This window comes from Collimonas sp. GW821-FHT07E08 (genome assembly GCF_059418905.1).
Window position 1 is genome coordinate 314,982 of record NZ_JBWKQR010000002.1, and the last position, 23,190, is coordinate 338,171.

Consider the following 23,190-nt stretch of genomic DNA (forward strand, 5'->3'; position numbering starts at 1 on the left):
GCCGGCGGCAAAGCAGCAGCCCGTAAACTAATTTGAACCCAGTATTTCTTCTACCTGCGCTGCGCGCGGAATCGGCGCAACCGCGCCATAACCTGTCGTCGACAGGGCGGCGCAGACATTGGCGTAGCGGGCGGCGCGGAAGGGATCGTCGCCGGCCGTCAGGCGCGCGATGAAAGCGCCGCCGAAACAATCGCCGGCGCCGGTTGCGTCGACGGCTTCCACGCCGTAAGCCGGCACCAGGCGCCGTTCGCCGGCGGTGGCGACATAACAGCCTTCGGCGCCAAGCTTGAAGGCGACCAGGCCGATGCCGTAGGACAGCAGGGCGTCGACAATCGCATCGCGGTCGTCAAGGCCGGTGAGGGCGCTGACGTCATCCCAGCTGGGCAGGCAGATGTCGCACAGCGCAAACGCCTCGCGCATTTTTTCGCGGGCCCGTTCCAGCGGCCAGAGTTTCAGCCGCAGGTTGGTGTCGAGCGAGGTGCGTACGCCATGCTTGCGCGCATGCGCCATCGCCGCCAGGCCGGCGTCGCAAGCCGATTCGCTGATCGCCAGGCTGATGCCCGACAAATGCAGCACCTTGGCCGCAGCGATCGCCGCCAGCGGCAGCTGTGCGCTGGCATAGCGGCTGGCGGCCGAGCCGGCGCGCAGGTAGTCGAAGTGATGGCCGTCCTGGTCATGCGAAACAAAATATACGCCGGTGGCGGCGTGCGGATCGCTGGCGACATGGCTGGCGTCTACCTGTTCGGCCAGCCACAGGTCGCGCAGTTTCTGGCCGAAATGATCGTTGCCGAGCGCGCTGATATAACCGCTGCGCGCACCCTGGCGGGCCGCGGCGATGCAGAAGTTCGAAGTGTCGCCGCCGAAGCCCTGCAAGTACATGCGCGCATCGTGCTGCCGCTGGTTGAACTCCACCATGGCTTCGCCATAGGCCAGGATATCTGTAGTCATTGCGTGTGCCGGCATAAAAATTAAAAGAAGGTCTGGATCACGTCCACCACCTGGTGCTGCGCATCGAGCACCGCTATCTGGCGCCACTTGTCGAAGGTCAGGCAAGGATGGGAGATGTCGAAGCCGATCATGTCGCCGACCTTGATGTCGTCGCCTTCAGCGATCTGCAGATACGCATGCTGGTCCATCATGCCGGTCAGCTGCCAGTGCGCCGGGGTGGCCGCCGGCGCCGGGCTGCCGGGACGATAGTGCAGCGCCGGCGACGGCAGGCCGGCGTCGAATGCGGCGTCGCGCTTGCCGAGTGCAATGATGGCCTTGCCGGTTTCGGGAATCGATTGCACATACGCCCACAGCTGCAGGGCCGGCTGCAGCTCGGTGCGCATTTTGCGCGCGATAGGATTGCGGGTCTGGATCTGCGCCTGCGCCGCACGATAGATGCCGACGTCGTGGGTCAGGTAGCAGCCGGGGCGCAGCACTACATCCAGCGGCAGGCCGATCTCGGTCTTGGCGAATTCTTCTGCGACCACGTCGTACCAGGCCGAGCCGGCGCCGGTCAGGATGACCGGCCGCGCCGCGCCGCCGGTGCGGGCGGCAAAGCGGCCATCCTTGGCCAGCTGTTTGGTGCAGGCCACCGCATGCTGCAGGAAAGCGCGGATATCCGCTTCTTCTTTCAGCACGCCTTCGTAGACTTCGACGCCGGCCAGCACGATGCTCTCAGGCCAGCGCGCCAGCGCCGCCAGCACCGCCGCCTGCTGCTGCGGATTGCGGATGCCGGTGCGGCCGCCGTCCGGCCCCAGTTCCAGCAGCACATGCAGCTTTTGCTTGCGCGCCTGGAAGAACGCGCCTAGCTGGTCGACGCCGTCGGCTGAATCGACCAGGCAGCAGAATTCAAAGGACGGGTCAGCCAGCAAATCGGAAATGAGCGCCATGTTCTGCTTGCCGACCAGCTGGTTGGCCATGATCACGCGCCGCACGCCGTGCCGGTAGGCGACCCGGGTCTGGTGGGCGGTCGCCAGGGTTATGCCCCATGCGCCTCCGGCCAGCTGGCGCGCAAACAGTTTTGGCGCCATCGTGGTTTTGCCGTGCGGCGCGAGCTTGACGCCGTATTCCGCTACGAACTGCTGCATCCACTGCAAGTTGTGCGTCATGCGCTCGTCGGACAGCACGGCGGCAGGCAGGCTCAGGTCTTCCCGCAGCAGGTTCCAGTTGCGCGCCTTGACCTCGGCGGCAGGCAATCCCTGCTCGAATGCACCCAAGCCTTTGTTCAAGGGATCGATTACCGGATTCTCGTAATCGCTGTGATAGTCGCCGTGATAGTTAATAACATTCGTCATCAAATCTCCTCCTTCAGAATTCATTTGACGTAATCATATCCTTGAATTTACTATATTAAAAATATGTTACAAAGTAACATTCCGTTTTCTTCCTGCCGTGTCCGTTGCCGGGATGCTGCGCTTTTATTGCCATTCCACCTGTGTTGCTGGATCAGCAGCGGATGACCTAAGCCGATGACCCAATTATTCGATATTGTCTCGCGCATCGCCGAACGCAGCAGCCAGCTGCGCCTGGCTGAGCAAAAAGTGGCGCAGGCAATCCTGGGCGACCTGCCGTTTGCGGCAAGCGCCAGCATCCAGACCCTGGCCAGGCAGGCCGGCGTCAGCGAAGCCAGCGTGACGCGTTTTGCCAAGGCCATCGGCTGCCGCGACGTGCGCGAACTGAAGATGCGCCTGGCCCAGGCGGCGGCGATCGGCCAACGGTTTTTGCGGGTGGAAAATTCCATTGCTGAAAACCAACTTCCGCAAATCGTCGACATTGTCTATGCCGATATCCACAAATCGCTGGAGGTCAACCGCAGCTTGCTGAGCCAGGACAACTTGCTGCAGGCAGCGCAGGCGCTGTTGCGGGCGCGCATGATTTACGCCTTTGGCATGGGCGGCGGCTCGACTATGCTGTCGGATGAGGCGCGCTATCGGCTGGTGCGCCTGGGGCGCCCGGTGGCCACCTACCACGACGCCATGCTGCAGAAAATGGTGGCGGCGACGCTTGACAAGGACGACGTCATCCTGGCCCTGTCGACGACCGGCAACGTGCCCGAACTCAACGCCAGTTGCGCCATCGCCAAGGAGTACGGGGTGCGGCTGGTGGCGATCACCGCCCTCGGTTCGCCGCTGGCGGCAATGGCCGATGTGCTGCTGCCGCTGAAGTCGCTGGAAACCGATTTCATTTTCAAGCCTTCATCGTCGCGCTACGCCATGATGATGGCGCTGGACGTGCTGATGACAGAGTTGGCATTGCTGCAAAAAGATCGCAGCCAGGAGTTGCTGCGGCGCCTGAAATTCACACTGGATACACATCGCGGCGGCGGCAATCGCGAACCGTTGGGAGATTGAGATGAGCACTGATTCACATTCAAATGCATTGCCTGCGCCAGGCGGCGATCTAAGCTGCGACACCCTGATCCGCAACGTATCGGTGATCGACGGCAGCGGCAGCCCGGCCTACGTCGCCGACGTCGCGCTGGCCGGCGGCCGCATCCTGCATATCGAACCGCACAGCGAAGCCCGCGCCGGCGCGCTTGCCGGCTGGCAGGCCGGGCAGGTGGTGGACGGCAGCGGCAAGGTCCTGAGTCCCGGCTTCATCGATGTCCACACGCACGACGATACCAACGTGATCCGCACGCCGAGCATGCTGCCGAAACTGTCGCAGGGCGTCACTACCGTGGTGGTCGGCAATTGCGGCATCAGCGCCGCGCCGGTCAGCCTCAAGGCGGAACCGCCGGATCCGATGAACCTGCTGGGCGAAGCCAGCGCTTTCAGCTATCCGACTTTTGCATCCTATGTCGCAGCCGTGACCGAGGCCCGGCCGGCGATCAATGTCGCCGCGCTGATCGGCCATACCGCCTTGCGCAGCAACCAGATGGACCGGCTGGACCGCGCTGCCACCGAAACGGAAATCGCCGCCATGTGCGCGCAGCTGCGCGAAGCGCTGGCGCATGGCGCGCTCGGGCTCAGCACCGGCCTGGCCTACGGCAATGCAATCAATGCGCCGACCGCCGAAGTGCTGGCGCTGGCGGAACCGCTGGCCGAGGCAGGCGCGATTTACGCGACCCATTTGCGCAGCGAATTCGCCGACATCCTGGAAGCCATGGATGAAGCATTCCGCATAGGCAAGCACGCCAGGGTGCCGGTGGTGATTTCACACCTGAAATGCGCCGGCGTCGAAAACTGGGGCCGCAGCGCCGAAGTGCTGGAGGCGCTGGAGCAGGCCCAGCGCTACCAGCCGGTCGGCTGCGACTGCTACCCCTATACCGCCAGCTCATCCACCCTGGACCTGAAACAGGTGACCGACACCATCGACATCATGGTGACCTGGTCCGAGCCCGAACCGGCCATGGGCGGCAAGCTGCTGGCCGAGATCGCCGCCGAATGGCAGGTCGACCTGATGGCGGCGGCGCGCCGCTTGCAGCCGGCCGGCGCCGTCTATCACTGCATGCAGGACGACGACGTCAACCGCATCCTGAGCCATCCGGCCAGCGTGGTCGGCTCGGACGGCCTGCCTAACGATCCCTTGCCGCATCCGCGCCTGTGGGGCGCATTCCCGCGTGTGCTGGGTTATTACAGCCGCGAGCAGAAGCTGTTCCCGCTGGCCGTGGCGATCCGCAAGATGACCGGCTTGTCGGCTGAGCGTTTCGGCCTGGCCGAGCGCGGCCTGGTGCGCGAAGGTTATTGGGCCGACCTGGTGCTGTTCGATGCCGAGACCGTGCGCGACGCCGCCACGTTTGCCGATCCGATGCAGCCGGCCGAAGGCATCGAAGCGGTATGGGTGAATGGCGCCTTGTCTTACCTGGGCGGCGCGCAAAAAGCGCCGACCGAGTTGCGGGCGGGGCGTTTCCTGGCGCGGCAGGCCGGCGTCAGCGGCAGTCTTGCTGGTTGAATTTTGTTTTTTACCGAGGAGAAGTCATGACAATCAAACGATATGGTGTTGAAGGTGGTTCGGGAACCGGCGGCCAGCATTTGCCGTTCGCGCGAGCAGTGGAAGCCGACGGCTGGCTGTATGTATCCGGCCAGGTGGCGATGGTGGACGGCGAAGTGATCGACGGCGGCATCGTCGCCCAGTCGCACAAGACCATCCAGAACGTGCTGGCGATCCTGAAAGAAGCCGGCTACGGCCCGGAACACGTGGTGCGTTGCGGCGTCTGGCTCGACGATACGCGCGATTTCCAGTCGTTCAACCGGGTCTTCAAGGAATATTTCGGCGCCAACCCGCCGGCCCGCGCTTGCGTGCAGTCGAGCATGGTGGTCGATTGCAAGGTGGAAGTGGATTGCATCGCATATAAAAAATAAACCGGGTCCAGGCCGGCGAATAGACTGGCAACCGGTAGTGAATAGTTGCAAAATGGCGCCGTCATGGATGTGCGGCGCCGAGGCCGGCAGCGGGCATGTGGCGGTGTCAAAAAATAAATCGGACTTTAGGAGGATTTGATGGAGATGGTTCAGGGAAATATGTTGCTGCTCTATGCAGTGATTGCCGTGATCGCACTGGTGGTGCTGATCGCAAAGTTAAAGATGAATCCGTTCATCGTGCTGATCGTGGTGTCGGTGATCTTGGGCCTGGTGGTCGGCATGCCGATGGCCAGCATCGTCAAGTCCTACGAAACCGGTGTCGGCGGCGCTTTGGGGCATATCGCGCTGGTGGTCGGGCTGGGCACCATGTTCGGCAAGATGATGGCCGAATCGGGCGGCGCCGAGCGCGTGGCCAACACCTTGATCGGCGTATTCGGCCCCAAGCGGGTGCACTGGGCCATGATGGTGGTGGCGCTGATTGTCGGTTTGCCGGTGTTCTTCGAAGTCGGTTTCGTGCTGCTGATCCCGATCGCATTCAACGTCGCCAAGCGTACCGGGACGTCGATGATCATGGTCGGGATCCCGATGGTTGCCGGCCTTTCTGTCGTACACGGGCTGATCCCGCCGCATCCGGCCGCGCTGTTCGCCGTGACCGCTTACAACGCTGATATCGGCCGCACCATCATGTATGCGCTGATCGTCGGCGTTCCTACCGCGATCATCGCCGGTCCGCTGTTTGCCAAGCTGATCAGCCGCTTCGTCGTGCCGAATCCGGACAATCCATTGATCGCCCAGTTCGTGGAAGAAGACAAGAACCGCGAACTGCCGGGTTTTGGCATCACCATTGCGACCATCCTGTTGCCGGTGGCGCTGATGCTGATCGGTAGCTGGGCCGACGTGTTTTTCACTCCCAAAACCTTTGCCAACGATTTCCTGCGCCTGATCGGCAACTCGGTGATTGCGCTGCTGATTGCGACACTGGTAAGTTTTTATACCTTCGGCAAGGCGCGCGGCTTTGATCGTGCGGCGATCCTGAAATTTACGACCGAGTGCCTGGCGCCTATCGCCGGCATCACGCTGATCGTTGGCGCCGGTGCCGGTTTCGGCCGGATCCTGATCGATGGCGGCGTGTCCAAGGCAATTGTCGAACTTGCCAACAATGCGCATTTGTCGCCGTTGCTGCTGGGCTGGTTCGTGGCGGCGCTGATCCGGGTTGCCACCGGTTCGGCCACCGTGGCGATGACTACCGCCTGCGGCATCGTCGCGCCTATCGTCACCGCTGCCGGCGTCACAGTCAGGCCGGAGCTGATGGTGCTGGCCACCGGCGCCGGTTCGCTGATCCTGTCGCACGTCAACGACGGCGGTTTCTGGCTGGTCAAGGAGTACTTCAACATGACCGTGACGGAAACCTTCAAGACCTGGACCGTGGCCGAGACCATCATTTCGGTAGTGGCGCTGTTGCTGACCCTGGGATTGGCTACAGTGATCTGATCCGCCACAAGGCCGGTTTTCAAACGCCGCGGCGGGGCGGAACGTTCGCCGTCAAAACGGTTTGCAGAACATCATTCTGCAAACCGTTTTTTTCGCCTTGTATCTAGTCTTGTATCCAGCGCTTATGACGATCGCTTATTTAAAGATAGCTCTGCAATGTTGTATTTTTGAAACATTGTTTTGTTAATTCTAGAAATATTTTTATTTAACAAAATAAGGCGGTGCCTGATCCGGACCGGTCGGGAAATAAACGGGATTTAGTGTTATCTGAACGTCGTCGTATATAGGCAACTATTGCGTCGTGCCCGCGCCTTGCAGTCTCGGATCAGGTAGAACCGAAGAGCCGGGGCCTCATTTATTTGCCATGCAAAATTGTAAGAAAATATTCTTGAAATGTTAATTAATAAAAATTAAACGTTAACTATTGTTAACTAACAAAATAAACATTACTTCGATATTCAATATCTTTGAAATACGTCTAAAATGACAATTAATTTCCATATGGAATTATTTTTGTATGGAAAGTTTGATGTCGGATATTCAGCGTCGTTCCTGGCCTGAAGCATCGCGCAGCATCATGCGCCTGCAACGATGCGGCAAGCATGTCAGTTTCTTGCATCTCATTTTCCTGATGTAGCCGCCGCCGCGGAAATTGAGCCAGAGGTTCCTGGACTAGCAATTGGAGTCAGCCATGGCAACACGGACTTACCCGGTCACAGAAAATATCTCTTTTCCCCATGCGTACTTCGTCATCCAGGCAAGGTGCAGCCTCATAGAAAGTTTTGTTGCAGCTGCAATGCGCTGGGGATAAGCCGCCTCCAAAGCATCGCCGGCAGTGCTTAGCCGAACGGGCAACGCTGCACCAGGCATGCTTGGTCTCAATCCAGACTGAGACTACATCCCTGTTTTTTACGCCGATTTCCTTCGCCACGGACTGTTCCCGGCGTTGAGGGCTCCTTTTTGCCTGTTTTTTTGTATTTTTCCGGAGAACGTGATGAGCAAGACCTATCGTTTGGTATGGAGCAAAACACAAGGTGCGCTGGTAGTGACATCGGAGCTTGCCAAGGCCAATGGCAAGGGAGCCTCCAACCTGCTGCTGTCGACTGCTCCGGCCGGCGCCGCCAGCGGCCTGTCCGGCCACGACGACGCAGCTCCGCAGCTGAGGCGTTTGCCGGCGCTGCTGGCACTGGCGACCAGCGGCTTTTTTGCCTTGAACGGTTCGGCAGTCTGGGCCAACTGCACCCCGGCCAATCCGGCCGCCGGCGCCACGGTCACCTGCGCCGGCGCCGCATCGCTGCTGGCGCCCTCGTTCAGCAGCGCCGCCAATAACCTGACAGTGAACGTGAACACCGGCGCCAGCGCCGGCGTGTTGCTGGGCCTGCTTGGCACGGCCATGAATTTGACCGGCAACAATGTCACGCTGAATAACGCAGGCACCATAGATCCGTCGCTGCTGGGAGCGGCCAGCCTGTTATCGACCGGCACCGTGATCGGCAATGCCGCGGCCAGCACTGTCACCGTTAACAATAGCGGCACCATGAAGGGCACCAGCGGCTTGCTGGGGGTGAGCCTGAGCAATTTGAACGGTGTCGCGCTGGCGGTGCAGAACGGCACCGGCGGCGTCAGCAATCTCTCCAATACCGGCTCCATCGGCAGCTCGCCGCTGCTAGGCGTTTCGGTGCTGGCATCCGATGCGCCGGTGGTCGCAGCCTACGGCGGCGGCCAGGTCAACTTCGTCAACACCGGCACCATCAACGGCCGGGTTGCGTTCGAGGCTTCGGGCACTGCCGGCACCGGCAATACATTCATCAATTCCGGGACCATCAGCGGCAGCGTATCGATGGGCGCCAACAGCAGCAATACCTTTACCGCGGTGACCGGCTCCATTGTCGATTCAGGCGGCAGCCTGGGCCTCAACCTGCTGAGCGTGGCCGGCCTGAACCTCGGGTTTGCCGCAACCGGGACAATCGACGGCGGCGCCGGCGGCAACAACACCTTGCTCCTGCAAAATTCAGCAACCGGCACCGGCAGCGGCAGCACCGGCTCGGGCACCATTACCAGCGGCACCTATATCAACTTCCAGCACCTCGGGCTCAACAGTGGCAGCTGGACGCTGAGCGGAGCGCAGACATTCCAGGATGCGACGCTGAACGGCGGCCTCGCGCTGTTCGACAATTCGGCATCCTTCGGCACCGGTGCAGTTTCGGTGAACGGCGGCGCGATCCAGGCCACTGCCGGCGGGCTCGACCTTGGCAATGCCTTCAACCTGCAAGGCAGCGGACTCACGGTCCAGGGCGCCAGCGGGCTGACCATATCGGGCATCATTTCGGGCGCCGGGGGATTGACCAAGAACGACAGCGGGACGCTGACCTTGTCCGGCGCCAATAACTATAGCGGCAACACCAACCTCAACGCCGGCGGACTGACCCTGGGGAACGCGACGGCTATCGGCAGCGGGGCCCTGGCCGTGGGGGGCAATGCGACACTGGATACCAGCATCGGACTGACGCTGGGCAACAACATCAGCCTGGCTAGCGGAGCGAACCTGACCCTGGCGGGCAGCAATAACCTTGGCTTGAGCGGCGTTATTTCCGGCGCCGGCGGCCTTGTGAAAAATGGCAGCACCACTGCCACGCTGACCGGCGCCAACACCTTCACCGGCGGCGCCACGATCAATGCCGGCACGCTGGCGATCGGCGCCGGCGGCAGCCTGGCGCCGACGGTGGCAGTCAACGTTGCGGGCGCCGGCGCCGGTTTCGATATTTCCGCCGGCGGCAACCAGACCATCGGTTCGCTGGCTGGCGTGGCAGGCAGCACGGTGGCTCTGGGCGCGAATAACCTGACCTTCGGCGACGCCACCAATCAAACCTATGGCGGCGTGATCGGCGGCGCGGGCGGCTTGATCAAGCAGGGCGCCGGCACTGAAACCCTGACCGGCGCCAATACGTTCACCGGCGGCGCCACCATCAACGCCGGCACGCTGGCCATTGGCGCCGGCGGCAGCCTGGCGCCGACCGTGGCAGTCAACGTTGCGGGCGCCGGCGCCGGTTTCGATATTTCCGCAGGCGGCAACCAGACCATCGGTTCGCTGGCTGGCGTGGCCGGCGGCACGGTGGCCTTAGGGGCGAATACGCTGACCTTCGGCGATGCGACTAATCAAACCTTTGGCGGCGCCATCGGCGGCACGGGTGGTTTGATCAAGCAAGGCGCCGGCACGGAAACCCTGACTGGAGCAAACATATTTACCGGCGGCGCCACGATCAATGCCGGCACGCTGGCCATTGGCGCCGGCGGCAGCCTGGCGCCGACCGTAGCAGTCAACGTCGCCGCAGCTGGCGCAGGCCTGGACATTTCCGCAGGCGGCAACCAGGCCATCGGTTCGCTGGCTGGCGTGGCAGGCAGCACGGTAGCCTTGGGCGCCAACACACTGACCTTCGGCAATGCGACTAATCAGACTTTTGGTGGCATCATCGGCGGCGCAGGGGGTTTGGTCAAGCAGGGCACAGGCACTGAAACCCTGACGGCTGCCAATACCTTTACCGGCGGCGCCACGATCAACGCCGGCACGCTGGCATTAGGCGCCGGCGGCAGCCTGGCGCCGACCGTGGCAGTCAACGTTGCGGGCGCTGGCGCAAGCCTGGATATTTCCGCCGGCGGCAACCAGACTATCGGCTCGCTGGCTGGCGTGGCCGGCAGCACAGTGGCCTTGGGCGCCAACACATTGACCTTCGGCGATGCGACCAACCAGACCTTCGGCGGCGCGATCGGCGGCACGGGCGGTTTGATCAAGCAAGGCACCGGTACGGAAACCCTGACCGGCGCCAATACATTTACCGGCGGTGCGACGATCAACGCCGGTACGCTGGCCCTGGGCGCAGGCGGAAGCCTGGTGCCGACCGTGGCGGTCAATGTTGCAGCGGCTGGCGCCGGCCTGGATATTTCCGCCGGCGGCAACCAGACCATCGGCTCGCTGGCTGGCGTAGCCGGCAGTACGGTGGCCCTGGGCGCGAATACCTTGACCTTCGGCGACGCCACCAACCAAACCTTTGGCGGCGCAATCGGCGGCACGGGCGGCTTGATCAAGCAAGGTGCCGGTACTGAAACCCTGACCGGCGCCAATACGTTCACCGGCGGCGCAACCATCAATGCCGGCACGCTGGCATTGGGCGTCGGCGGCAGCTTGGCGCCGAGCGTGGCAGTCAACGTCGCCGCAGCTGGCGCCGGCCTGGATATTTCCGCGGGTGGCAGCCAGACCATCGGTTCGCTGGCTGGCGTGGCAGGCAGCACGGTAGCCTTGGGCGCCAACACACTGACCTTCGGCAATGCGACTAATCAGACTTTTGGTGGCGTCATCGGCGGCACGGGCGGCTTGGTCAAGCAGGGTGCAGGGACTGAAACCCTGACGGCCGCCAATACCTTTACCGGCGGCGCCACGATCAATGCCGGCACGCTGGCCATTGGCGCCGGCGGCAGCCTGGCGCCGACCGTGGCAGTCAACGTTGCAGGCGCCGGCGCAAGCCTGGATATTTCCGCCGGCGGCAACCAGACCATCGGTTCGCTGGCTGGCGTAGCCGGCAGCACAGTGGCCTTGGGCGCCAACACACTGACCTTCGGCGATGCGACCAACCAGACCTTCGGCGGCGCGATCGGCGGCACGGGTGGTCTGATCAAGCAGGGTACCGGTACTGAAACCCTGACCGGCGCCAGCACCTACACCGGCGGCACCACCATCAATGCCGGCACATTGCAGGTCGGGAACGGCGGCACCACAGGCAGCATCGTCGGCAACATGGTCGACAACGGCACACTGGTGTTCAACCGCTCCGACAATATCACTTATGGCGGCGTGATCAGCGGCACCGGCAGCGTAGTCAAGCTGGGCGCGGGGGTGCTGGATTTGAGCGGCGCCAGCACTTACAGCGGGCCAACCACAGTGAATGGCGGCACGCTGGCGGTAAGCGGGTCGATCGCCAACTCGACTGTCACGGTGAACAGCGGCGCAACCGTCCAGGGACCGGGGACCATCGGCGGACTGCTGGTCAATAGCGGCGGCACCGCCGCTATTGCAGGCGCCGGCCAGCCTATCGGCAGCCTGACTGTCGCCGGCAATGCAGCCTTTGCGCCCGGATCGATTTACCAGGTAAAGGTCACGCCACAACAGAGCGACCTGGTCAGCGTCGCCGGCAGCACTACATTAAGCGGCGGCACGGTGCAGGTGCTGGCGGCGATCGGAGACTACAAGCCGACCAACAACTACACGATTCTTACCGCCGCCGGCGGTGTCAGCGGCGCATTTTCCGGGGTGACGTCGAACCTGGTATTCCTGACCCCCAGCCTGAGCTACGGCGCCAATAATGTATTCCTGCAGCTGTTGCGCAACAATGTGTCGTTCCAGCAGGCGGCCGCCACGCCGAACCAGCAAAGCGTGGCAAACGCCGTCACCATCCTCGGCGGCGGCAACACGATTTACGACACCATCACCTCGCTTGGCCTGGCATCCGCGCAAGCGGCGTTCGACAGCCTGTCCGGCGAGATTCACGCCAGCGCGCGCAGCGTCTTCCTGGAAGACAGCCGCTACATCAGGGACGCGGTCACGGCCCGTGCCCGCCAGGGTTCGGCTGCGCGTTCAGGCACCTTGTCGGCACTTTCCGGCGGCGGCTCGGCCACCTGCACGGCAGACAGCGCGACCCGGCAGAACGACCAGCTGCGCGCCGATAACGCGTGCAGCGACGACCGGCGCAATGCACGGGTTGTCTGGGGCCAGGTGTATGGCGCCAAGAGCAACCTGGATGGAGAAAACGGCGTCGCCAATGTGAATCGCAGCAGCGGCGGCTTCATCGTCGGCGTCGATACGCCGCTGAACGATACCTGGCGGGCCGGCGTCGCCGGCGGTATCGGCCACACCTCGTTCGACACCAGCCGCTCCAACGGCTCGGGTTCAGTCGACAGCTACCACCTGGCGCTATACGGCGACGCCCAGTTCGGCGCACTCGGCGTACGGCTGGGAACGGCGTATACCTGGAACAAGCTGGATACCGACCGCACCATCGTATTCCCAGGCTTCTCGGACAGCGCCAAGTCCAGCTACGATGCCCACACCACCCAGGTTTTCGGCGAACTGGGCTACGCCATCGCGGCAGGCCAGGTTGCGCTGGAGCCGTTTGCCGGCCTGGCGTATGTCAACCTGCATACCGGCGGCTTCAGTGAAAACGGCGGCGCCGCAGCCCTGAGCGGCAAGAGCAACAGCCAGGATGTGACCTTCTCCACGCTGGGGGTCAGGGCGGCAACCCGTCTCGGCGCGCCCGGTTCAAGCGTCACGGCGCGCGGCACGGTCGGCTGGCGCCACGCATTCGGCGGCGTGACGCCGACCGCGGAGCTGGCGTTCAAGAGCAACGCCGCTGCGTCATTCGCGGTGACGGGCGTGCCGGTAGCGCGCGACGCCATGCTGGTGGAAGCGGGGATCGACGTCAGCATCAGCAAGAGCGCAACGCTGGGACTGGGATATGCGGGTCAGTTCGGCGACAAGGTAAGGGATAACGCCATCAAGGCAAACATCGCGTGGAAATTCTGACGGCGTGATTTTGCGTAGCTGAAAACCGCCTCGCATTTGCGGCTTCATCTCGGAAACACCGGGACAGCCGCATCTGCAAGGTGATCGTCTGCCAGCCTCCGAGCCTGTCTGCCTGGCTTTCTCCTTGTCATTCCCGCGTCACATTCGATCCTTACAATCAGGATTGCCATATTGGTAATTGCTGAAAAATCCGCCCGTGTCCTTCCCTCCGACCATTTTCTGACCAGACCATGACTTTCCCATTGCTCAATCGCGAACTCGGCGTGCTTGCCTTTAACGAGCGGGTCCTGGCGCAAGCCGAAGACCCTGCGGTCCCTTTACTGGAACGGCTGCGTTTTGTCTGTATCACCAGCAGCAACCTGGATGAGTTTTCCGAGATTCGCATGTCCGGCCTGCAGGAGCAGATCCGGGTGGCGGTGGATGGCGTGACGCCGGACGGCATGTCGCTGCAGCATGCGTACAGCACCATCAGCGAGCGCGCCCAGAAACTGGTGGCGCGCCAGTATGCCTTGTTCAACGATGTGCTGCTGCCGGCGCTGAACGCAGAGGGCATCGCTTTCTACCAGGAATCCGAGTGGAATGAAGAGCAGACCGCCTGGGCGCATGAATTTTTCAAGACCGAGCTGTTGCCGGTGCTGACGCCTATCGGCCTCGATCCGGCCCATCCGTTCCCGCGGGTGCTCAACAAGAGCCTGAATTTCGCGGTCAAGCTGAGCGGCAAGGACGCCTTCGGCCGCGAGACCGAACTGGCTATCGTGCAGGCGCCGCGGGTGCTGCCGCGCCTGGTCCGGATGCCGGAGCATTTGTCGGCGCACGCCTACGGTTTTGTGCTGCTCAGCAGTTTCATGCAGCGTTTTGTCGGTGAGCTGTTTCCGGGCTTGTCCATCGGCGGCTGTTATCAGTTCCGCGTGACGCGCAACAGCGACCTGTTTGTCGACGAGGACGAGGTCACCGACCTGCGGCTGGCGCTGCAAGGCGAGCTGCCGACGCGCCAGCTGGGCAATGCGGTGCGCCTGGAAGTGGCGGACGGCACGCCGGCTTCGCTGGTGCAGCGCCTGCTCAACCAGAACGGATTGGCGCCTGGCGATTGCTACCGGGTCAACGGCGCGGTCAACCTGGTGCGCCTGATGCCTTTGCCGGACCTGGTCGACCGGCCCGACCTGAAATTCACGCCGCATGCGCCGGTGCTGCCGAAAGCCTTTGTCACCGGCGCTTCGGTGTTCGACATCATCGACCAGCAGGACGTGCTGCTGCATCATCCCTACGAAAGTTTCCAGCCGGTGCTGGAGTTGCTGCAGCAGGCGGCGATCGATCCCGATGTGCTGGCTATCAAGCAAACCATTTACCGTACCGGCAACGATTCGCCGCTGATGAGCGCCTTGATGCAGGCGGCCAAGAACGGCAAGGAAGTCACGGTGGTGCTGGAGCTGATGGCGCGTTTCGACGAAGAAACCAATATCGGCTGGGCGGCCAAGCTGGAAGCGGTCGGCGCCCATGTGGTGTACGGCGTGTTCGGCTACAAGACGCATGCCAAGATGCTGCTGATCGTGCGCCGCAAGCGCCACGCCAAACATATGAGGTTGAAGCGTTACGTGCATCTCGGCACCGGCAACTATCATCCGAAAACCGCGCGCCTGTACACCGACTTCGGCTTGATGACCAACGACGACAAGATTTGCGAAGACGTGCACAACGTGTTCCAGCAGCTGACCGGTTTCGGCAAGCAGGTAGCGCTCAAGCGCTTGTGGCAATCGCCGTTCACCCTGCACGCGAATGTGCTGCATGCGATCCAGAAGGAAGTCGACGCCGCCAAGGCCGGCAAGCAAGGCTACATCATCGCCAAGATGAATGCCTTGCTGGAGCCGACGGTGATCGAAGCCTTGTACCTGGCGTCACAGGCCGGCGTCAAGATTCAGCTGCTGATCCGCGGCGTATGCGCCTTGCAGCCCGGCGTGCCGGGCTTGTCGGAAAACATCAAGGTGCGTTCGGTCATCGGGCGCTTTCTTGAGCATCACCGGGTCTTCTATTTTTATGCCGACGGCGAGGAGCACGTGATGCTGTCCAGCGCCGACTGGATGGACCGCAACCTGTTCCGCCGCATCGAAACCGCATTCCCTATCCTCGACGGCAAGCTCAAGCGGCGCGTGATCGAAGAGAGCCTGCTGGTGCATTTACAGGACAATGCGTCGGCCTGGGACATGGACAGCGACGGCGGCTACCATAGGGCCGACCCTGGCGACGCCACGCCTCTGGTCAGCCAGATCGATCTGCTGTCGCGTTTCTGATTTGCGTTTTTAATTGGATTTGTGGGCCTGTCCCAGCTTGCTTTCCAGGCGGCTTTGCAAACGCTCGAAACACAGGCTCAGGCACCAGTAGATCGCCGCGGCGGCCAGGTATAGCGGCAGCGGACGGAATGTCACCGCGATGATTTCCTTGGTGGCCAGCATCAGTTCTGTCACCGTGATGACCGATACCAGCGAGGTATCCTTGATCAGGCTGATCAGCGTATTGCTCATCGACGGCACCGCAATCCGGACCGCTTGCGGGATCACGATGTAGCGCAGCGTCTGCCAATAGTTCAGGCCGATGCTGTAGCTGGCCGACCATTGCCCTGCATGCACGCCGAGAATGGCGCCGCGCAGGCTCTCCGACAAATAGGCGCCGGCATTCAGGCTCAAGGCCAGGATGCCCGCGGTCAGCGGCGAGAAACTGATGCCGATGCTGGGCAGGCCGTAATAAATCACGAAGATCTGCACCAGCAGCGGCGTGCCGCGCATCAGGCTGACATATATGCTGGCCGGCCAGCGCGCCAGGCGCGACGGCAGGATCCGCGCAATCGCCAAAGGAAAACCGAGCAGCAGCCCGCCCAGCATCGACGCTACCGCAAACACCAGGGTGTAGCCCAGGCCCTGGAACAGGGTCGGCGCCGCCTGCTGCAGCAAATCCAGTAATTCCATAAGGTCTCTGTTAAATCCGGACTTCCCAGGTTAAAAAAACATCCCCGCGGCGGGCGGGGATGGTGGGTGTCAGGAGTGTAGCGCAAAAATTATCAATGCGTTATCAATGCGTTGTCACTGCGCTGATGGCGCTTTGCTAACATCGAAACCGAACCACTTGAAGGACGCTTGCTTGAAACTGCCGTCTTTCAGGATCTCGTCGAGCGCTTTGTTCAGCGCGGCCTCGAATTTCGGATTGCCTTTCTGGAACGGGATGCCGATCTTGTCGATGTCGCCGAAGGTGGCGCCGGCTTTCAGCGGCAGGCTGGAGCTCTTCAGCAGGTAGCCGACCAGCAGCCGGTCGTTCAAGGCGGCATCGATGCGGCCGCTGGCCAGATCGGCCAGGTATTCCGGCGAACCGGGATATGTCTTGACGTCGATGCCGGGGACCGCCTTGGCTTTCTGCTCAAAGTTGGTGCCCTGGCCCAGGCCAAGCTTGTAGCCTTTCAGCGATTCCAAAGTAGGGAAGCTGCGCTTCTCGTCTTTGCGCACAATCAGCTGCGCCGTCGACAGGGTGTACGGCTGGGAAAAATCGAAGGCTTTCTGGCGCGCTTCGGTAATCCCGACCTGGTTCAGGATGACGTCGTATTTGCCGGCGCCGAGGCCGGCCAGGATGCCGCTCCATTCGGTGGTCGTGAATTCCGGCTTCACGCCAAGCTTGGCCGCCAGCAGTTTAGCGACGTCGACTTCAAATCCGGTCAGTTCGCCGCTTTTCGGATCCTTGAAATTGAACGGCGGATAGTTGCCTTCCATCGCCACTTTCAGGGTGCCGCGGGATTTGACGGTATCCAGCAGGTCAGCCGCGAACGCATTGAGCGTGACGCCGGTGATCAGTATCGCTGCAGCAATCTTGCTGAGTTTGGACAGTGTGGTGGCCATTTTTTTTCCTTTTGGTTGGTGGGCACTGCTAGCTGACGACTATGTTAAGCGTTTTCCCCGGCAAATGTGAAATGACCGTTTTGCCACTCTATATGCACTTTTTGTCTTTGCATTTCAGAAAAATATCAGCTATCGGTTGTCCGTGCAATTTATGGTTTGCCGTTTTTCTTGCGCAGGGCCAGGTCGGCAGTCAACGCAGCGAACTGCCGGTACAGCCCGGCAACCTGCGGCCGCCATTGCTGGACTGCCTGGTATTGCCTGGCGACGGTAGCCGCGTCGCCGCGCGCGATGGGGCCGGTAAGGGCGGCGGCGGGACCGAGCCGGAAGGCATTGGCCGCACTTTCGGACAGTAATGGCGCGATCAGCTGCAAGGCGAGTTCGGGCGCAATGCCGGCGGCAACATAAGCCTGTTGCGCCACGTCTATCAGCGTCACCTGGTAGTTGGACGCGAAGACCGCGGCAGCGTGGTACAGGGTCTTTTGCTCACGATGGATATCCACCAGCTGGGCGCCGATGGCGCTGAACGCCGGGCCGAGGACGGCGAGGGCGGCGGCGTCGCCTTCGCAGCCGCACCAGGTGCCGGTGAAATGCTCGGCTACCTGCTGTGGCACGGCAAAGCTGCGGATGGGGTGGATGCTGGCGACTGCAGCGCCATGGCCGGAAGCAGCGGCGAGTTCGAGCGACGACAGGGCGCCGCTGCAATGGAATACGATGCTGCCTGGCTGCAATTTTCCGGCTGCGGCGAGGGCGCTGCAGCAAGCGGCGATCTGGTCGTCGCCGGCGGCGACCAGGTAGACGTCAGCGCTGCGCAGGCCGTCATAGGAAGCCACTACGCTGCCGGCGCCGATGAAGGCGCTGGCCTCTTGTGCGCTGGCGGCGGTGCGGTTGAGGATGTCGAGCAGGGAAAAAGCGCGGCTGTCGTGCCATAGCCGGCCCAGGGTGCGGCCGACCTTGCCGCAGCCGATGATGCTCAGGGTTGGCGGACGGCGTTCGCTGCCGCCCTGCATTGCGCCTAGCTGCCCAGTTGCTCCAGTGCTTCCTGCTGTTCCAGCCATTCCGCCTCCAGTTGCGTCAGTTCCTTGGCGTAAAACGCCTGATCGGCGAGCAGCGTCGCCAATTCCTTTTTCTTGTCTTTATCGTAGATTTCCGGATCGGCCAGGCGCGTATCGACAGTATGCTTCTGTGCGCTGCGTTTGGCGATCTGTTCGTCGAGGCGCTTGATGCGTGCTTCGATAGGCTTTTTCTGCGCCGCCAGCTTTTGCCGGGCTTCCGCTTCGGCGCGTTTCTGTTCGCGGCGGTCGGCGCTGTCGGCGGGAGCCGCGGCTGCCGGCGCTACCGCACTGGCGATGGTGGCCTTGCTGCTGGCTTTTGGCAGCGCAGCATCGGTTGCGCTGTTCTTGGCCGCCAGCTTGGTCTTGAACAGCCAGTCCTTGTAATCGTCGAGGTCGCCGTCGAACGGCGCTACCTTGCCGTCGGCGACGATGATGAACTGGTCGGTAGTGGCGCGCAGCAGGTGGCGATCATGCGACACCAGCACCAGCGTGCCCTCGAACTGCGCCAGCGCCATGGTCAGCGCCTCGCGGGTTTCCAGGTCCAGGTGGTTGGTCGGCTCATCCAGCAGCAGCAGGTTGGGGCGTTGCCAGACAATCAGCGCCAGCGCCAGGCGCGCTTTCTCGCCGCCGGAAAACGGTGCGATCGAGCTGGTCACCATGGCGCCGTTGAAATTGAAGCTGCCGAGGAAATTGCGCAGCTCCTGCTCGCGTACTGTCGGCGCGATCTTGCCCATGTGCCACAGCGGCGATTCGTCATGGCGCAGCATTTCCACCTGGTGCTGGGCAAAGTAGCCGATCGACAGGCCCTTGCCGAACTGGGCGTCGCCGCGCAACGGCTTGAGTTCTTCCGCGATGGTCTTGATGAAGGTCGATTTGCCGGCGCCGTTGACGCCCAGCAGGCCGATGCGCTGGCCGATCTGCAGCGAGAAGTTGATGCCGGAGACGATCACTTTTTCAGTGACATCGTGGCTGGTCTCGCTTTCGGTGCGATAGCCGGCGCTCACATCTTCCATCACCAGCAGCGGGTTCGGCGCGCTCAGCGGCACGCGGAATTCAAACGAGAACTCGGCTGCCGCGCGCAGCGGCGCCAGTTCTTCCATCTTGGCCAAGGCTTTCATCCGGCTTTGCGCCTGGCGCGCTTTGCTGGCCTGGGCCTTGAAACGGTTGATGAACGACTCCAGGTGGGCGCGCTGGCGCATCTGCTTTTCCAGGGTGCCGGCCGCCAGTTCCAGCTGCGCGGAACGTTGCCGTTCGAACGAGGAGTAGTTGCCCGAATAGCGTTTCAGCTTGCGTTCATCGATATGCACGATCACATTCACCACGCCGTCCAGGAAATCGCGGTCATGGGAGATGATGATCAGTGTGCCTGCATAGCGCTTGAGCCAGTCTTCCAGCCAGATGATGGCGTCCAGGTCCAAGTGGTTGGTCGGTTCATCGAGCAGCAGCAGGTCGGATGGGCACATCAGCGCCTGCGCCAGGTTCAGGCGCATGCGCCAGCCGCCGGAGAAGCTGGCTACCGGCTGGTCCATCTGCGCCAGCGAGAAGCCGAGGCCGGTCAGCAGCTGTTCGGCGCGCGAGCGCACCGTGTAGGCATCGGCATCGGCCAGGGCGCTGTACAGTTCGCCGATCAGGATGCCGTTGGAAGTGCTCTCCGGTTCGCTTTCAAGGAACGCCAGTTCTTCTTCCAGCCGGCGCAGGGTGACGTCGCCGTCGATAGCGTATTCGATCGCCGGGCGGTCCAGCGCCGGGGTTTCCTGGGCAACGTAGGCCATGCGCCATTTCGACGGAAAGTCGATCTCGCCCAGGTCGGCATGGAGTTCCCCGCGCAGCAGTCCGAACAGGCTGGACTTGCCGGCGCCGTTGGCGCCGATCAGGCCGATCTTGTCGCCCGGGTTGAGGGTGACGTCGACATTGTCGAGCAAAGGCTTGATGCCGCGCATCAGGGAAACTTGTTGAAAACGTATCATGTCTGCTATCTGCTATCTGCTAACTATCTTGCTAAATGAGTGGCCATGCATGTGGTTGAAACGACATGCAGGTCGTGATGATCTTGCTATTTACTGTTGTCGGGGCGCCGCGCCCGTGCCGCTTACGGCAGCTGGTCTGCGGTCAGCAGGAATACCATGTCGTCGCCGGCGCTGGTCGAGACCCAGGTCATTTCCAGGTCCGGGAATGCCGCTTCGGCAAAGGCGCGCTCGTTGCCGATTTCGACCACCAGCACGCCGTTTGCGGTGAGGCGCTGCTTGGCGCCGGCGACAATCTTGCGCACCAGGTCCATGCCGTCGTCGCCGCCGGCCAGGGCGATGTGCGGTTCGCGCAGGTATTCCGGCGGCAGCTTGCCCATCGAGCCGGAATTGACATATGGAGGGTTGGTGACGATCAGGTCGTATTTTTTTGCCGGCACCTTGCTGTACAGGTCGGATTCGATCAGCGTGATGCGGTCCTGCAGTTCGTAGTCGTCGACATTGCGGCGCGCTACGGCCAGCGCATCGACCGAGATGTCTGCGGTATCGACATGCGCTTGCGGGAAAGCGTCCGCCAGCATGATCGGCAGGCAGCCGGAGCCGGTGCACAGTTCCAGTATGTTGCTGACCGCCTCGGGGTCTTGCAGCCACGGCGAGAAATGGTCGGGAATCAGTTCCGCGATGAACGAGCGCGGCACGATCACGCGCTGGTCGACATAGAACCGGTAATCGCCCAGCCAGGCTTCATTGGTGATGTAGGCGGCAGGAACGCGATCGGTGCTGCGCCTTTCAATGACCTGCAGCACGGCGTCGATTTCATGCGGCAGCAGGCGGGCGTCAAAGAACGGTTCAATCTTGTCCAGCGGCAGCTTCAGCGTATGCAGGATCAGGTAGGCCGCCTCGTCCAGCGCGTTGCTGCTGCCATGGCCGAAGAACAGGCCGGCAGTATTGAAACGGGTCACTGCATAGCGCAGCAAGTCGCGGATGGTGGTAAAGGATTGTGGTGTCATGGCACGGGCTGTAAAAGTAAGGCTGGTGATGCAGCGCCTGGGCGTGGCGCTTTGCAAATGTCAGGCGGATTCTAACGGAAATGCCAGGCTGGATGGGCGCGGCCGGCTGAATAAGCCGGGTATCGGCGCTATCTTGTCAGGATTTGGTCAAGACCGCATTATATCTGAGTGTGTCCAAGGCCTTCCGGACATGATCGGCCGCCCCGCTGCGCAGCGCGTGGGGATCGTCGATGCGCCGGCCGCCCTTATCCTTGAATTCGAGCATATTCTGTTGTTCTTGTTGCAGGATAAAGCCGGCCAGCCGGGCTTGGGCATGGTTGCCGTCCAGTCTGGGAAGGGCCGGATCGTACGCGCGAGCTCTTATGCCGAGGCTGGTGGCAACAGGTTCTCCAGCGTACGGCGGTAGATGTTCTTCAGCGGATCGATGAACTGCACTTCAACATGTTCGTCGATCTTGTGGATGCTGGCGTTGGGCGGCCCGAATTCGATCACCTGCGGGCAGATCTGGGCGATGAAACGTCCGTCCGAGGTGCCGCCGGTGGTGGACAGCTCGGTATTGATGCCGGTTTCGGCCTTGATGGCGGAGGCGATGGCGTCGCTCAGCGCGCCGCGCGGCGTCAGGAACGGCCGGCCGCCTACGGTCCAGGCCAGGGTGTATTCCAGGCCATGCTTGTCCAGGATCGCATGCACTCTTTGCTGCAAGCCTTCGACGGTGCTGGCGGTGGAAAAGCGGAAGTTGAAATCGATCACCACTTCGCCCGGGATCACATTGGAGGCGCCGGTGCCGCCATGGATATTCGACATCTGCCAGGAAGTCGGCAGGTAATATTCGTTGGCTTCGTCCCATTTTTCGGCGGCCAGTTCCGCCAGGGCCGGAGCCGCCAGGTGGATCGGGTTCTTTGCCAGCTGCGGATAGGCGATGTGGCCCTGTATGCCCTTCACCGTGAGCTTGCCGGACATGGTGCCGCGGCGGCCGTTCTTGATCATGTCGCCCAGCGTCGAACTGGAGGTCGGTTCGCCGACGATGCAGTAGTCGAGCTGTTCGCCGCGCGCCTTGAGCTTTTCGCAGACCACCACGGTGCCGTCGGTAGCCGGGCCTTCTTCATCGCTGGTGATCAGGAAGGCGATGGAGCCGGAATGGTCGGGACGGGCTTGGGTGAATTCTTCCACCGCCACCACCATCGCTGCAATCGAGGTTTTCATGTCGGCGGCGCCGCGGCCGTACAGCTTGCCGTCGCGGTGGCTGGGCAGGAAAGGATCGGATTGCCATTGTTCGCGCGGGCCGGTCGGCACCACGTCGGTATGGCCGGCAAACACCAGCAGCGGCCGCGTCGCGCCCTTGCGCGCCCACAGGTTGGTGACGTCGCCCGACTGGATGGTTTCGCAGGCAAAACCGAGCGGCGCCAGCAGTTCGATCAGGAGCGCCTGGCAGCCTTTGTCTTGCGGCGTGACGGACGACAGGGCGATCAGCTGTTCGGCCAGCGCCAGGGTTTTGCTATGGTTGCTCATTGTGGTTGTGTGCGGCATTTCCGTTGTGTCTTGTGTAGAGCTTGGCGGCTCGACTTATTGGCTGAATATCTCTTGGTACAGCGCATCCGAAAAGCCGACATACGCTTGCTTGCCGGTGAACAGCACCGGCCGCTTGATGACGGACGGCAGTTCCAGCATCAGGGGAGTGGCGCTGATGCCGTCGGTGATGCCGTTGCGCCGCTGTTCCGGCAGGCCGCGCCAGGTAGTGCCCTTGCGGTTGACCAGGGTATCCCAGGGGATGTCCTTCAGCCAGGTGGCGACCAGCTCCGCGCTGACGCCGTCTTTCTTGAAATTGTGGAATGTGTACGCGATTTCTTGGTCTTCGAGCCAGGTGCGGGCTTTCTTGACCGTGTCGCAGTTGGGAATGCCGTACAGAGTAATTGCCATGGATTGCGTGCGGGTGAAA

Annotated in this window: 16 protein-coding genes; 6 read left to right on the forward strand and 10 right to left on the reverse strand. The window is 62.1% G+C overall.

The window, feature by feature from the left end; all coding sequences use genetic code 11:
• Nucleotides 1-27: 27 nt before the first annotated feature.
• Entirely contained in the window at nt 28-948 is a 921-nt protein-coding gene (locus AC07RZ_RS03975) for a sugar kinase (protein ID WP_494666976.1), read from the reverse strand.
• Between the two features lie 20 nt (nt 949-968).
• A complete protein-coding gene (locus AC07RZ_RS03980) occupies nt 969-2,282 on the reverse strand; it encodes an amino acid deaminase (protein ID WP_494666977.1) in 1,314 nt (437 codons plus the stop codon).
• Between the two features lie 174 nt (nt 2,283-2,456).
• Here AC07RZ_RS03980 and AC07RZ_RS03985 point away from each other — a divergent pair, with 174 nt between their 5' ends.
• The 6 genes from AC07RZ_RS03985 to ppk1 all read left to right on the forward strand — a co-directional run bounded on the left by AC07RZ_RS03985 (nt 2,457) and on the right by ppk1 (nt 15,638).
• A complete protein-coding gene (locus AC07RZ_RS03985; RefSeq protein WP_092396354.1) occupies nt 2,457-3,338 on the forward strand; it encodes a MurR/RpiR family transcriptional regulator in 882 nt (293 codons plus the stop codon).
• A gap of 1 nt (nt 3,339) precedes the next feature.
• Nucleotides 3,340-4,881, forward strand: a complete 1,542-nt coding sequence (locus tag AC07RZ_RS03990) for an N-acyl-D-amino-acid deacylase family protein (RefSeq protein WP_494666978.1) — start codon at nt 3,340-3,342, stop codon at nt 4,879-4,881.
• Between the two features lie 26 nt (nt 4,882-4,907).
• Nucleotides 4,908-5,291 (forward strand): RidA family protein, encoded by a 384-nt coding sequence (locus AC07RZ_RS03995; protein ID WP_014005262.1) that lies wholly within the window; start codon nt 4,908-4,910, stop codon nt 5,289-5,291.
• Between the two features lie 138 nt (nt 5,292-5,429).
• Nucleotides 5,430-6,782, forward strand: a complete 1,353-nt coding sequence (locus AC07RZ_RS04000; protein ID WP_144738792.1) for a GntP family permease — start codon at nt 5,430-5,432, stop codon at nt 6,780-6,782.
• Between the two features lie 994 nt (nt 6,783-7,776).
• A complete protein-coding gene (locus AC07RZ_RS04005; protein WP_494666979.1) occupies nt 7,777-13,353 on the forward strand; it encodes an autotransporter domain-containing protein in 5,577 nt (1,858 codons plus the stop codon).
• Nucleotides 13,354-13,583: 230 nt separating this feature from the next.
• Entirely contained in the window at nt 13,584-15,638 is a 2,055-nt protein-coding gene (gene ppk1 / locus AC07RZ_RS04010; protein WP_494666980.1) for a polyphosphate kinase 1, read from the forward strand.
• A gap of 9 nt (nt 15,639-15,647) precedes the next feature.
• Here ppk1 and AC07RZ_RS04015 read toward each other — a convergent pair whose 3' ends face one another.
• From AC07RZ_RS04015 to AC07RZ_RS04050, 8 genes are all read right to left on the reverse strand, one after another.
• Nucleotides 15,648-16,310, reverse strand: a complete 663-nt coding sequence (locus AC07RZ_RS04015; RefSeq protein ID WP_494666981.1) for an amino acid ABC transporter permease — start codon at nt 16,308-16,310, stop codon at nt 15,648-15,650.
• 114 nt (nt 16,311-16,424) lie between these two features.
• The gene (locus AC07RZ_RS04020; RefSeq protein ID WP_092396364.1) at nt 16,425-17,228 is read right to left on the reverse strand and encodes a cystine ABC transporter substrate-binding protein; all 804 of its coding nucleotides are present in this window, start codon (nt 17,226-17,228) and stop codon (nt 16,425-16,427) included.
• A 149-nt stretch (nt 17,229-17,377) separates the two neighbouring features.
• Nucleotides 17,378-18,283 (reverse strand): Rossmann-like and DUF2520 domain-containing protein, encoded by a 906-nt coding sequence (locus AC07RZ_RS04025; protein ID WP_494666982.1) that lies wholly within the window; start codon nt 18,281-18,283, stop codon nt 17,378-17,380.
• The gene (locus AC07RZ_RS04030; RefSeq protein WP_494666983.1) at nt 18,241-20,247 is read right to left on the reverse strand and encodes an ATP-binding cassette domain-containing protein; all 2,007 of its coding nucleotides are present in this window, start codon (nt 20,245-20,247) and stop codon (nt 18,241-18,243) included. The genes AC07RZ_RS04025 and AC07RZ_RS04030 overlap by 43 nt, the downstream gene beginning before the upstream one ends.
• A gap of 122 nt (nt 20,248-20,369) precedes the next feature.
• The gene (gene prmB, locus AC07RZ_RS04035) at nt 20,370-21,254 is read right to left on the reverse strand and encodes a 50S ribosomal protein L3 N(5)-glutamine methyltransferase (protein ID WP_494666984.1); all 885 of its coding nucleotides are present in this window, start codon (nt 21,252-21,254) and stop codon (nt 20,370-20,372) included.
• A 136-nt stretch (nt 21,255-21,390) separates the two neighbouring features.
• Nucleotides 21,391-21,618: a hypothetical protein gene (locus AC07RZ_RS04040; RefSeq protein ID WP_494667040.1), complete on the reverse strand. Its 228-nt coding sequence runs from the start codon at nt 21,616-21,618 to the stop codon at nt 21,391-21,393.
• Nucleotides 21,615-22,763 (reverse strand): succinyl-diaminopimelate desuccinylase, encoded by a 1,149-nt coding sequence (dapE, locus tag AC07RZ_RS04045; protein WP_494666985.1) that lies wholly within the window; start codon nt 22,761-22,763, stop codon nt 21,615-21,617. Before dapE ends, AC07RZ_RS04040 begins: the two co-directional genes overlap by 4 nt.
• 54 nt (nt 22,764-22,817) lie before the next feature.
• Nucleotides 22,818-23,171, reverse strand: coding sequence for an ArsC family reductase (locus AC07RZ_RS04050; protein WP_494666986.1), 354 nt, complete (start codon nt 23,169-23,171; stop codon nt 22,818-22,820).
• Nucleotides 23,172-23,190 lie beyond the last annotated feature (19 nt).